Origin of the sequence: Eubacterium uniforme, assembly GCF_900167115.1 — a bacterium.
In the GTDB taxonomy this organism is placed as follows: domain Bacteria; phylum Bacillota; class Clostridia; order Lachnospirales; family Lachnospiraceae; genus Eubacterium_S; species Eubacterium_S uniforme.
In genome coordinates, this window is the sequence record NZ_FUXZ01000008.1 from 22,605 (window position 1) to 35,772 (window position 13,168).

A 13,168-nucleotide genomic window follows, 5' to 3' on the forward strand; every position below is an offset into this window, starting at 1 on the left:
CATTTTTGCCAATATAGTTAAAATAAGGGAAACTCTTATCACGAGTTTCCCTTGTAAATCCTTTATTTTACTACGTATTTATTAGTTTTAGCTTTCTTTAAAAGTTTCTTATACTTCTTCTTAAGTTTCTTTGGAACCTTAATAACAAGTTTCTTTCCACCTTTTCTAAAGAATGCCTTCTTACCAATCTTACTAATTACATTTGACTTAATAACAACTTTCTTAAGTTTCTTATTACCAACAAATGCATTTGCTCCAATTGTCTTTACATTCTTACCAATAGTTACCTTTGTAACTTTCTTGTTCTTAAATGCCTTATTACCAATTGATGTAACGTTATATGTTACGCCATCAATCTTAACAACTGCTGCAACATTAACTTTTTTAACAGTCTTTTTCTTGTAGCCAACTACGCTTACTTCACCAATAACCTTACCGTCCTTAGTGCCAACCTTTGTTACCTTATAAATGTAATTCTTAAGTGTAAGCTTTGTACCAACTGCTGGACCATAAGCAACTTCGCTCTTAGCTTCGTCCTTCTTAGCAGGTTTAGTAGCTTCGTTTTTCTTATCGTCTGTCTTCTGTTCTTCTTTAACGTCCTTAGCTTCTTCCTTTGCAACAGTTACAGTTGCTTTATAACTAATTGAACCGTCTTCATTAATCTTAGCATCATGTTCTAATGCTTCAGTAGAAAGGAGCCATTCGATTGTCTCTACATCGTTAGGTGTAAAGATCACTTCATATGTTCCTGTTTCAAGCTTTGTATCAGCACTATCAACAAATGCGAACACACCTTCATCAATCTTTGGAAGTTCAACATCAGCTATTGTAGCGTTAGCATTTGCTGAGAATTCATATACTAATGGAGCTACAACCGGAGTTTTCTCTGGTGTGCCTTTCTTTCTAATATCAATCTTTACATTGATTTCAAGTCTAGCATTATCTGCATCCCATTCGCCAGCTTCAATAAGTGACCAATCGTAATTATCAGCATCGTTTGGATAGAAGTAAAGTGTATAACCAGTTTCTTCATTGTATGCACTATCTAAAACTGCATCTAAATCTTCTTTCCAACTATATGAACCTAAATTCAACTGGTTAATTTTAACCTTACCTAATGTATCTCCTTCGTATCCGAAAGGCTTAGGTGTAACGAACTTTGGAGTACCCTTATTAATCTTTTCAAATTTAACAGTAACACTGGCTCTTGTTAAGTTCTTACCTGTAATTACAACCTTTGCATCAAAACCATCTAAATAAGCTTTTTCAGGTGTACCTACAATCTTACCGTCAACAATTTTTAATCCTTCTGGAAGTGGATTTGAATTACTTTGTGCATACTTAACTGTTCCAGTCTGACCGTCATCATTAATTTTAATCTGAGTCAAATCATAAACTGTTCCTGCATTAACACCAACTGTTAATGGAGCAACGTTAATTTCTGTAGTATCAAGAGTAATCTGCTTACCTTCAGCAGGCTTAACATTTATTGCAATTTCTGATTTATTTGCTGGCATTGTAGCCTTAAAACTGTTATCTCCTGTTGCAGCAAATGTATCCTCACTACCAACAAATGCTACTGATTCAACATCAGCAAATGTATATCCTTCAGCCATTTTAGTAACTTCTACATTAATGTCCTTACCATATTCAGCATATATGTTTTTATCACCTTCAATGCCTTTTCCTTCAGCATCCATTGTTGCTTCTGCAACCATTCCTGGATATGTAAGTGTTACCGGGAAGAAGATGTGATTTCTTGTGCTTGTAAGAAGTTTTTGATCTGATAATTCAAAGTTTACTTTCTTAGCACAATAAATTGTTCCTACTTGCTCTCCTTCACCCTTCTGTTCACAATTACCATAATTATATATAGCACCTAAATTATAAATATTTGATTTAAATTTAAAAGTAGCGCCCTCTCTATTAATAAGATAACCTTCACTCATAATTGATAATCCATTATTATTACCATTTGAATTTAATAAATCAAATTCTCCGTAGTTATCAAATATAGATGTGCCTCCTAAAGAAATGCCAGATGTTCCATAAATTTCACCATAATTAATAATCTTTCCTAGCTTTTCTCCACCATTCCAATAAGTAACCTCAAGGCCATACTTATCACTTGATTCCATTCCTAGGTTGATTTCACCTTTATTAACAAGTGAAAGTCCATTCATAGAACTTCTTCCACCAAAACCTAAATAAGCATACTTATTATTTTCAATTATGTCAGTTTCAGCGCCCTTATTATAAGATAATGAAGTTCTTCCATTAATAATCAAATCACCATTATTAATTATCTTAGAACCTGATGCATTAAAGTCGTTACCTATACTAATTTTATTATTATTTACAAGTGTACCTTTTAATCTAAACTGCATATTTTCATCAACATTAACTATGCCGTTATTTGTTAAACCAGCATACTCAACACCAGCAAATGATCCCTCTAAATCTATACGACCATTATTTACAAAATTTCCTTCAGTACCAATTGATCCAGTATCAATATCATTCTTTGTAATCTTAACTGTAACATCTTTATCTACGGTGATGTTAGCATTTGCTCCATAAACATGCATATTGGTTATATCCATGTCTTTCTTAATCTCATAATCACCGAACAAGTAACAAGTTTTTCTTCCATATGGATCATTAAATCTAATAATACCACTCTTATTAATAGTACAATTATAATTAGAAAGCATGTAATAATCATATGTGTTTCCATAATAAGTAGTTGCGTTAGATAAGTCTATATCGATATTATCAGCTGTTGATTTATACAATGTAATATAACTCTCAGTCTTAAGATTTGCATTATCAGCTGCACGAACTATTACATTTCTTACTTTTGAACCATCTGATACAAGGCCCCAATGTTGTGGATAACTTCTATTTGTAGAAGATACATTACCTTTCTTCCAGTTGACTTTTAAATCACCAGAAACAACAGATTTATTAGAAATCATATTTACGAAATTGTCTGAAATAGCATCACCTACGTATTCGCAATTTACGTCTCCTTCAACATTTGTATGGTTAACACCACAAAATCCACCATATGTACCAAATACATTCTCTCCTTCTTTGGCACCAATTTTAATATTTACATCACCTTTTACGCTACCATAATATGTTGCTTTAGCACGTGTACTATCATAGGATATACCAGAATTACCTGTAATACACTTATTACCTGTAATTTCAAAATTAACTTCTCCTACATTAGTACAACTATTAGCACCAACAACACCATTAAAATTATATCCAATCTCACCACCTGTAACCTTACACTCAACTACAGGGGCTGTAATTCCATAAGCTGCAGTAACATCTTCCGTAATTTTACCACCACTGATATAAACACCAACTTTACCATTTAACGTCTTACCATAAGCATTTACACCATATAAATCTCTAATCTGGCCGCCTTCCATGTAAATAGTAACATCACCATCAGGTACATCAGTATTACTTGAATTCCCCCATCCAGTAATATCAGTAGTAACTGGCAAATCAGCAGTCATTTCACCATCTGTTCCTTTAAACATAAATGGTCTGTTATTATCAGCAACACCATCATGATTTGCATCAAGGAAAACGTTTGCACAATCGCTACCTTCTGTTGTTGTTTTCTTAATAACAACTGAATTACCTTTTAAATTTAAAGAGTTGCCGTTAGCAGCATATGTGAACATAGAATCAATATCGCTTTCATTAGCTAACACGTTAACCGAAGCATTTGCTGCAATACTTCCCTTTCCATTGTTCGAATCAAAGCTTTTCTTGCCATCTCTTACAACTGATGGATTAAACGCAGCAAATCCAAAAGCCGCACAAGTAACTAAGCCCGCTGCAATGAACGAACCACCTCTTAGTTTCTTATTCATTATTATACCCTCCTAGTATATTTCTTTTTTTTCTTCTAATTTTCATCAAGACGCTGGCAATATGAATATGTATATTCACGACGTCTTGTAAATCTACCAAATGTATGATTATTTAAAGCTTTTCTGTGAAGATATCTAAGACCATTTCTTGCTCTAGAGAATCCCCTTGCGCCGCCAAAATGGTCAATGCATTCATCTACAACTGCTCTTGCCTGTGCAGGATTCTGCCAGAACAAATCGCAAAAATATGCAACTAACGCATCATTTGATAAATTATATGTACGAATTGCAACAGTGACCTTGGCCTGAATATCAGACTGAATCTTGGAGCTTTGAACTTTAACACCCTGATCACTTCCAAGAAGACCCTTAACTGCAATAAGTTCCTCATTACTAAATAATCTCTTTTCGTTAACCCAGTTTTTACTACCTAAAATATCCTCATAGAGTTTCTCTGCCTTATCTCTTCCTCGTCTTCCAGCAAATGCACTCTCAATTATTTCAGCAGCCTTATCCCTGTTAGCATTACAAATCTGTCTTAAAATATTATGAGCATTCTCACCATACCACTGCCATGCACCAACAGTAATAGTCTTTTCACCACCTGTAATTGGATTTCTAGCAGATTTAAAATTACCAGATTCATTATGTGAAACAAGTTTAATTATAGAATCCAATAAAGAATTACCAGTAGGCTGTAATGAAATTGAAAGATAACTTTCTAATTCCTTCTTTTCTTTTTCAGAATACTCTCTCTGATATTCCTTAAATTCTTCTTTATCCATAGCCTTAGGACAAGTAACCTGAATCTTAATCTTTGAAATAGGAATCCAGCCTGTTATTGTGGCTGTTCTCTCAACATATGCATACTTTCTATTATCACTAAAAGCCTCAATTGGATAATCAGCTTCCTTATATCCAATTGCAACAACTGTACTATCTCTATTTGCCTTACCAAGTATTCCTACATTCTCACCTTCAACATGAGCAATAACGTCCTTATTATAAACTATGGCTTCCTTCATCTTCTTACCTGTAAGAACGTATTTGCTGCGAACAAATCCTTTTATCTTACCAGACTTAATCTTATACCAATTGTTATCATCAAGTTTTTCAAGAATTTTCATCTTTCCACCATGAGGAATATACCCAACAGTTTTTGATTTTTTATCCATAGTCTCATGAACATACAAAGCCTCAACATCGCTGTCGCCAAGATCAACAACACCCATGCCTTTAAGTGTTTCCTTATACTTTTCATACTTTGTAAGTTTCTTATTAGGCGTAGCAATATCCTTGCTCTCAGGATTATTTATATCACCTGAGCCGTCACCACCTTCAGACTTTTCAGTAGTAGCCTCACTATTATTTGATGATCCTGCAGCCCCCTCTGATGTAGTATTCTCAACATTTGTAACTGCACCTGCTGCCTTGCTTATATTCTGATTGTCATCCGATTTCCCTTTATTCTGTGTTGAGAAGAACGCCCCAAGCGTTAAAACAACACAAGCTCCGCCTATCGCCAAATACTTTTTCTTCTTCATCTTTTCTCTATAATCCTTCCTATATAAACTATGTATCCCCACATATATACCATGAATTGAGTTAACATCTACCCTACGTTAACCCACACTCCTCTATATTATACGACAAAACCCTAAATTTTACAAAATTATTACAAAATCCATTTATCAAGCATTTTCTGCATAAAAAAATCTCCGGAAACTCAGGTATTACTCAACCTGCTTTCCAGAGATTTTATTTAAATCTTTTCGCCCTACATTTCCATCTGATTTACGAATCTAAATTCGAAATCAATGTTTTCTTTAATTTTTGTCTCACGCTTTGTTCTCTTCGATGTTGCAAATAAATTGTTGATCTTTTCCCTCAAAAACTTTTTCATTACAATCCCTCCTAAATCTTTTCCTGAACCTCTTGTTCGATTCCTCTAAATAAATTTTTTCACGGTTAGTTCTCTATAAATTTTTTCTTCATGCATATATCATAGCAAATGCATATTATTATATCCATCTGCGATGCTTACATTTACCTTACAAATTTGTAAGATTACTATTTTTATATAAGCCCTTATCAATTACCCTTACACTATATAAACACTTGAAGGCTCTATTTTGTGACAAATCTAAAAATTTTTACTCTACAAACTCAACTCCCTTAAATACTGGCTCATTATTCTCATAGCCATCACCATTCTTTTTATTTGATTCAACCGGGTCCATATACAAATCTTTTCCATCCTTTGTAACAAAATGGTATAGATCGTAAAAACTATTTGCTACTTCATCGGATTTTATTTCCATGGCGATTACATGGTCTTTCTTATTCCAGCTTATATCTTCAAAATCAATTTCCTCACCTTTATCAATTCTAATCTTTTCTCCACTCTTATCATTATTAGAATAAAAATCCATAGGCTTATCCAAAACATACTTCATAAGAACCATATTCGCATTATCATCATCAAAGAAGTTTTTGTACTCATCTTCATGAATTACTTTGATCTTTTCACTATCTGTAACAAATGTCCCGTTTTTATAGCTGATTTCATAGCAAAGTGGAATCCAACCTGTATACATCAACTCATCCTTAAAGACCATTGTTAATACGTTTTCTTCCATGCTTTTAAACATATCATCCGATGCCTTATCCATATGTGGTAAATCAACTTCAGTTAAAGCCACCTTATAATCCTGTAAACTAACAAATCTACGTGAGCTTATCCAGCCTTCGCCATATACTGCAGTATCAAAATATACGAAATCATTTCCATCACTTAAATGAATCAACTTTACGTCATCAAAGAAATTTCCATCAAATTTATCTTCCGTATAATATTCCTCTCCATTACAGGATATGGCCGCTTCCATTACATTTTCACCGTTTTTATCATAGCCACTTTTACAAGTAAACTTAAGTTCATCATTCAGTCCATCATCATCAATATCATATTCATCAATAAGATACTCATACTTTGCAAGTACCTCTGAATACTCCTCATTAACTCCACCTTTTTTAGGATTAACAAGCTTAAAATCAGCAAATTCACCCGAAACAGCTTCATACATACCATCATCATTTATGGTTTCTGATTTCTTAGTCTCCTCTTTTGTTTCTTCCTTATCGCTACTTAATGTATTATCGACCATCTGAGTTTCTTTTAAAACTGTATCCTTTATTGCCTTTTCTGACTCCGTTTCTTCGTTAGTATCATTTTGATACTTTGCTGCTCCTAAAATAATTGAGCCTGTAGCAATAACAGAAAACGCCACAACTACTATATATTTAACCGCTCTTTCAAATTTTTCATTCTTCATATTTTTCTCCTTTTTATCTTCCTTTTTTTTTAATCTTATAAAAATTTTTAAAACATGTCGTGAAACTTATTATATTAATTTGTTCCTACACTATAAATACACTTAAAAGGAGCGGTTGGTCACATCCATAATTTTGTCGGGGCTGCAGGAAGGCATTTGCTGGAGATTCTTTGCACATTTACAGGTACTAAAATAGGAGCTACACATTAAGTGTAGCTCTTTATATATAGCATGATTAAAAATTTTACTGTGCCCAATGAACGTTTTCAAATATAGCTTCATCGCTATCTTCAACTGTCTGATAATATTCTATACCATCTTTTAATGGATTAAAATAAACATCCTTTCCTTCTTCAGTAACAAAATGATACATATCAATAAAACTATTAACATCTTCCATTATTTTATCTTTTCCGACTGATAATGTATCATTCCAACGAACACTCTTAAGAATTAATTTTTCACCCTTCTTAATAGTAACACTATTCGAATCGTCACTTTCTCCATCGAAAAATTCTGCGTCTTTTCTCACTGCATACTTTCCATCATTTTCCTGAAGCCATTCACGCCAATCTTCATCTGACCATTTTGTAACAACATCAACCCACTTATTATTGATTTTGAATGCATCATCAACACAGTTAATTTCAAGCATACATTCAATAGCTCCAATATAATTTAACTGACAATAATATTCAAAAATAATTTTTTTATCTTTGTTATCAACCAAAACTTTTTCTACTCTTTGCATGTATGGTAAGCAAGCATCAGATACTACTTCTTCATAATCTTGCAAACTTACTACTCTCTGAGCACTTAAAACAGTCTCTTCTCCTATATCAAAGTATACAAAATACTTGTTATCATCCATATCAATAAATTTTACATTTCTAGGATCCTGACCAAGACCAAGATCATATGTTTTCTTTTCAACATCATTTACATAAAGAGTAACCTTACCATTAACATTACCTTTATATTTTTTAGAAGTCTCATATGAAATCTTTATAACATCTTTCTCGCCATCGCCATCAATATCACTTTTAGCATATTCATACTCATATGGTTCGTTATCCCATTCACCATTATCATTTTGATTTGGCTTATTTGTACGCTTAAAATCCAACGCTTCTTTGGCATTTGCTAATTTTAAATCACTCTCTACATCTTTTACTGTTTCTGTTTCTTTTTCTGTTTCCTTTTCAGTTACTGTTTCAATTGCTGTAACACTCTCAGTTGCTACATTTTTACCGACAGTTTTCTTATTTGAACCATTATTATAATTTGCTACTCCAACAACAATTGCTAATGTAGCTGCGATTGAACCGAATGCAACAAGTGCAGTTTTTATTGTTCCTAACATTTTATCATTCTTCATCTTTTCGTTCATCATTCTTTCCCTCCTCAATCCGTCTAATTCCGATATATTATTAGAATTAGATTCGATTTTCTCAACTAATTCATCAATAATTCTTTCTTTAGACTCAGTGTTAAGCTTAATACCGTCATAGATTTCTTTGTTTTCGTTCTTAATTATACTCATCTATAACACCTCCTCTGAATAATGTTTCTTATATATCTTCTTAAGTTTCTCACGCGCCCTCTTTAATCTCATCTTAGTCGCTGATACCGAGATCTCTAAAATACCAGCAACCTCCTCAACTGACAAATCTTCAAAATAATGTAAAACAATTACACTTTGATATTTATAATCCAAATTTGCAATCTTTATAAATTCATCCATGGACCCAACGCTATAACTAGTTCCACCTTCAATACATCCCTCTAATTCATCATATGATATGTGAGCGTGTCTCCTCTTATAATCAAGAAGATTTTTACATAAATTCTGAGACACTCTAAGCAACCATGCCTTCTTATGTTCATCATCTTTAAAATCCGTATCGGACATATAATACTTAAGCATTGTCTCTTGTACAATGTCTTCAGCATCATACTTATTCTTAACCGTAAGAACACAGGTCTTAAATAAAAGATCTCCATATTTGCTCATTAAATATTCCATATCTGATCTTATATTCTGGTCACTCATAATATCTCCTTTACTTCCTAAAAGTCTAACCGGTTTATCCTTTTCACATACTACACAAATAAGTCATAACTTAGGTCACAAAAATTTTCCTAATGTATATTATACTGAAAAATAAACATTTGGTGAAATAAATATCATAGTCTTCAAGCATCTGAAAACAAGTTTTAGCATTTTCTCATCATATAAACAAAAACCGTGGCATCTTGATATGTACCCTCTTTACTGGACAAAAACCAGTAAGGAGGGTATTTTTATGCGTTATAGTTATGAATTTAAAAGAAAATGTGTTGAATTATATTATCGTGGTGAATATCCTGAAACTCCCAGTGGAATAATGGATAAAGAATTCCATGACCAAACGCGTGAGTGGGTCAGAATTGAAGAGTCCTGTGGTTCTGATGCTTTACGACACAAAAATCAGAATAAAGAATGGACTCCTGAAGAACGTTATGCTTTAGTTGCTCGCGTTATGGCTGGTGATTCTTTCAAAACAGTTGCTATTTCAGCAGGTATTAACCGGGGATTGCTGTATCAATGGGTTCGCAAATATAAGATTTACGGTTATAATGGTCTTATACTAAGGAAAGGTCGTAAATCAAAGAATACTGATATGAAAAAAGTAGGAACAAGAAAACCACCAAAACCTAATGAATCAGAGTATGAAGAATTGATTCGATTAAGGGCTGAAAATGAATATATGAAAGCTGAAATAGAAGTGATAAAAAAAGAGATCGCCTTGAGAGAAGAAAGGGAAGCTGCGCGACTCAAGGCGAAAAAGCAGCGATTATCAAAGAACTCAGAGAACAAGGATTCCAATTAAAATATCTTCTTAAAGCTATGTCTATGGCAAAATCGACTTATTATTTTGAAATTAATAAGAGGGATGTTATTGCAGAACGCAATCATGAACTATTAAAAGAGATAATAAATATCTTTGAGTCGAATAAACGAAGATATGGTGTTAGACGTGTTCATCAAGAGTTGATAAATCGCGGATACAAAGTAAACCATAAACGTGTTCAACGCCTTATGAATAAAGCCGGATTAATGGGGAAACGTCCAAAAGAGAAATACCACTCATATAAAGGTGAAGTGGGTAAAGTTGCTAATAATATAATAGATAGAGACTTTAGTACAACTGCCCCTTTACAAAAATGGACAACAGATGTATCTCAGTTCAATTTTTCATGGGGAAAGTGTTATATATCGCCAGTGTTAGATATGAATACAAATGAAATCATTTCATATGATCTATCTATGAGTCCTAATCTCGAACAGATAGCAAGAATGTTAAAGAAGGCTTTTGATAAATTTCCGTCAGTTGAAGGTCTAATATTCCATTCTGATCAAGGATGGCAATATCAGCATGCTTATTTTAGAAATACATTAAAAGAACATGGTATTATACAATCCATGTCACGAAAAGGGAACTGCTATGATAATTGTATTATGGAGACATTCTTTGGTAGATTAAAAAATGAGCTGTATTATGGCTACGAGAAAGAATACTCTTCATTCGAAGAATTCTCAAAAGCCGTTGAAGAGTATATAGATTACTACAATAACAAAAGAATTCAGGTGAAAACAAAATGGATGCCACCTGTACAATACAGGATAGCATCCATGTGTTCAACCTGATTAATAAATATGTGTCCAGGATTCTGGGTACATATCATCTAAACCACGGTTTTTATAGAATAATCATACTTTTCGGAAACTTGTTTATCCTTATCGCAATATATTAAATTATCAACTTTTCAACTAACTAAATTACTCTAATCTTAAAATTCAATTTGATTCATAAGTTTGAATTCTGAATCAACAATATCTCTCATCTTTTCATTCTTAGCTCTTTTATAAAACTTAGAACAAACAAAACTCATCACTCCGCAAACTGCTGCGTAAGCTATACAACTATTGCATAGCCCCATATCCACATCGATTCCACTTAACTTTAACGCTGCCATCATCCCACCAAATGTAGCGAAAGTACAAGTTGCGGAAGCAGCAAACATATAGTACGCTTTCATCTGTTCTAACTGCTTATAAGTATATGTTTTTTTCTTATCTCCAAATAAATTTTTCATATTCTAATCCTCCTGGTATTTATATGTTTAATTAAATAGTTTTTCTTTCGATGTATATATCTTAACAAATACCAGTCTGACTTACCATTTTTTATACTTACAATCACCTTACAGATTTGTAAGAAAATAACAAACTATCACTATCTCATAATATACGGTTATGTTATTCTATTCTCAATTTTTTTCTACCTTTTTAATCTTCTACAACTGAATACTGGAGCATTTCGTAATCTAATCTTACGCCCTCATTAATACCTTCAGGTAGTAATGCCCTCGCAACACATTTTAACTCAGCATCTGGCTCAGCTAAATTCTTTAAAAATGCATAATCTCCATCTATTCTTTCTACTATATATTCTATCTTTTCAAACATAATATTATCTTCATCCTTATTTTAATAGTTTTTCTGCCCATTCAACTTCTTTAAAACCAGTTAGTATCAAATTACCACTAACTAACAATGGTCTCTTTACTAACATACCATCACTTGCAAGCAATTTAATTTGCTCCTCCTCAGTCATATCAGGCAACTTCTTTGATAATCCCAAATCTCTATAAATCATGCCACTTGTATTAAAAAACCTCTTAAGCGCCAACCCGCTTTTCTCATAATACTTTTTAATAGTTGCCTCATCAGGATTATTCTCCTTAATATCAATCAATTCATATTTCACATTATTATCATCAAGCCACTTAAGTGCCTTCTTGCAAGTTGTGCATTTGCTGTAACAATATACCTTAATCATTTTTACCTCCTTGATTTTGGATAATATTTCTATTATTTTTATTGATCCTATCCATCTGTTTTGTCCTTGTTTTAAGCATTCTGCTTCTATGCTATTATTATAAATATTATAATTCTTGTGTATCAACTAGATTCATATTCTCGTACACCTCTCTGACCCTTTCTACGTCGCTTCCATGAAGGAAGAAGTGCCAGTACAAGAAAGTTGTGATAACTCGTGACGCCCACATATATTTTTTAATTTCAGTAACATCAACTTTTTCATCAAATATTTTTTGGTATGCATCGCCGTATGCATTTAAGAATCCATCCTCGTCAATGTTAACCCCATCAGCTCCAAGTCTACTTAAAAAGAAACTCAAATCCTCCGAAGGTCCACCAACCTTAACTCCTTGCCAATCACAAAGAATCAGATTCCCACTATCATCTTTCAAAATGTTTTCCCAATGAAAATCGCCATGAACTAGTACGCTTTTCTCTTTATTCTTAAGCGAAATAATGTCGTTGATATTTGCTGCAACATCATTAAGAATCCCCTCAGAAAACACGCCCTCATGTTCATTCAAAACACTCTTCCAGCCATTCACACAATCTTCAATTCCATTGTCAGATACGAGTTTTTGCTTGTCTGAATTATCATTCAAAAAGCCTGGAATGTCGCTCCCATGAACACCTGCCAGCAAATTCGCAATTTTGCTTATCAATTCGTCATCTATATCGGCGCGATTTAGCTCCGAATATTTCTTCATAATAAGAATTATCTCATCGTCCGATAACTCTAATTCCTTTATTACTGGAACAAATAGATTTTTTCCTTTTTTCTCCTGATAAAACAAAGCTTCTCTTTTGTACGTATCGAAAACCTTACTATCAAGTTTTTCCTTCTTAACATGCTTTAATATATACTCGCCGTCAATCATATATACTCCAGCACCACTCTGTCCATTTGTAATTTCTTCAACCTTATGTTTTACTAGGTATTCTTTTACATCCATTAATCGTTCTCCATCTATTTTCAACTAGGTATTCTATCTTTTCAAACACCGTTT

12 protein-coding genes are annotated in these 13,168 nt (G+C 33.1%); 2 read left to right on the forward strand and 10 right to left on the reverse strand.

The features are described 5' to 3' along the window. Positions 1 to 62: 62 nt before the first annotated feature. The 6 genes from B5D16_RS06845 to B5D16_RS06865 all read right to left on the reverse strand — a co-directional run bounded on the left by B5D16_RS06845 (position 63) and on the right by B5D16_RS06865 (position 9,287). Positions 63 to 3,899: a leucine-rich repeat protein gene (locus tag B5D16_RS06845; RefSeq protein WP_078766254.1), complete on the reverse strand. Its 3,837-nt coding sequence runs from the start codon at positions 3,897 to 3,899 to the stop codon at positions 63 to 65. Between the two features lie 35 nt (positions 3,900 to 3,934). Then, positions 3,935 to 5,443, reverse strand: a complete 1,509-nt coding sequence (locus tag B5D16_RS06850) for an SH3 domain-containing protein (RefSeq protein WP_078766255.1) — start codon at positions 5,441 to 5,443, stop codon at positions 3,935 to 3,937. A 233-nt stretch (positions 5,444 to 5,676) separates the two neighbouring features. Next, positions 5,677 to 5,802, reverse strand: coding sequence for a hypothetical protein (locus B5D16_RS12720; protein WP_278286358.1), 126 nt, complete (start codon positions 5,800 to 5,802; stop codon positions 5,677 to 5,679). Between the two features lie 250 nt (positions 5,803 to 6,052). Next, positions 6,053 to 7,234, reverse strand: a complete 1,182-nt coding sequence (locus tag B5D16_RS06855) for a hypothetical protein (RefSeq protein WP_078766256.1) — start codon at positions 7,232 to 7,234, stop codon at positions 6,053 to 6,055. A gap of 244 nt (positions 7,235 to 7,478) precedes the next feature. After that, complete coding sequence (locus B5D16_RS06860) at positions 7,479 to 8,777, reverse strand: hypothetical protein (protein ID WP_078766257.1); 1,299 nt, start codon at positions 8,775 to 8,777, stop codon at positions 7,479 to 7,481. Then, positions 8,778 to 9,287 (reverse strand): RNA polymerase sigma factor, encoded by a 510-nt coding sequence (locus B5D16_RS06865; protein ID WP_078766258.1) that lies wholly within the window; start codon positions 9,285 to 9,287, stop codon positions 8,778 to 8,780. A gap of 253 nt (positions 9,288 to 9,540) precedes the next feature. On the opposite strand from B5D16_RS06865, the gene B5D16_RS06870 reads away from it, so the two are divergent. Next, complete coding sequence (locus tag B5D16_RS06870) at positions 9,541 to 10,107, forward strand: transposase (protein ID WP_078766259.1); 567 nt, start codon at positions 9,541 to 9,543, stop codon at positions 10,105 to 10,107. Continuing rightward, positions 10,074 to 10,925: an IS3 family transposase gene (locus tag B5D16_RS06875; protein WP_242943013.1), complete on the forward strand. Its 852-nt coding sequence runs from the start codon at positions 10,074 to 10,076 to the stop codon at positions 10,923 to 10,925. The genes B5D16_RS06870 and B5D16_RS06875 overlap by 34 nt, the downstream gene beginning before the upstream one ends. Before the next feature lie 143 nt (positions 10,926 to 11,068). Here the strand turns inward: B5D16_RS06875 and B5D16_RS06880 are convergent, their stop codons facing one another. The 4 genes from B5D16_RS06880 to B5D16_RS06895 form a co-directional block, all read right to left on the reverse strand. Then, positions 11,069 to 11,374, reverse strand: coding sequence for a hypothetical protein (locus B5D16_RS06880; RefSeq protein ID WP_078766261.1), 306 nt, complete (start codon positions 11,372 to 11,374; stop codon positions 11,069 to 11,071). 193 nt (positions 11,375 to 11,567) lie between these two features. Next, on the reverse strand, positions 11,568 to 11,747 hold the full coding sequence (locus tag B5D16_RS06885; protein ID WP_078766262.1) for a chorismate--pyruvate lyase: 180 nt from the start codon (positions 11,745 to 11,747) through the stop codon (positions 11,568 to 11,570). 16 nt (positions 11,748 to 11,763) lie between these two features. Continuing rightward, positions 11,764 to 12,117 (reverse strand): arsenate reductase family protein, encoded by a 354-nt coding sequence (locus B5D16_RS06890; RefSeq protein WP_479723673.1) that lies wholly within the window; start codon positions 12,115 to 12,117, stop codon positions 11,764 to 11,766. A gap of 109 nt (positions 12,118 to 12,226) precedes the next feature. Continuing rightward, positions 12,227 to 13,114 (reverse strand): phosphotransferase, encoded by an 888-nt coding sequence (locus B5D16_RS06895; protein ID WP_078766264.1) that lies wholly within the window; start codon positions 13,112 to 13,114, stop codon positions 12,227 to 12,229. Positions 13,115 to 13,168 lie beyond the last annotated feature (54 nt).